Consider the following 289-nt stretch of genomic DNA (forward strand, 5'->3'; position numbering starts at 1 on the left):
CAAGGACCCGAACAACTACCAGAAGGTCGCGGGCCGTCTCGCGCAGGAACTGGACAACGCGATCTGGGCCAATCAGTTCGACAACGTCGTCAACCGTCAGGCGCACTACGAGACCACCGGCCCCGAAATCTGGCGCGACACGGCGGGTACGGTCGACGCGTTCGTCTGCGCGACGGGCACGGGCGGCACCCTCGCGGGCGTCAGCCGCTTCCTGAAGGAAAAGAATCCGAACGTGCGGATCGTGCTCGACCATCTGGCGCGTCCCGAAGTCGCCGACGGTGCGCCGTAT

1 protein-coding gene is annotated in these 289 nt (G+C 65.7%); it reads left to right on the forward strand.

Annotated elements, in window-relative coordinates; genetic code table 11:
* Window positions 1–289 (forward strand): pyridoxal-phosphate dependent enzyme (locus tag SB753_RS36400; RefSeq protein ID WP_410804967.1); only part of this gene is annotated, 289 nt, incomplete at both ends.

Source organism: Paraburkholderia sp. SIMBA_053 (assembly GCF_046534895.1).
Classification (GTDB): domain Bacteria; phylum Pseudomonadota; class Gammaproteobacteria; order Burkholderiales; family Burkholderiaceae; genus Paraburkholderia; species Paraburkholderia caledonica.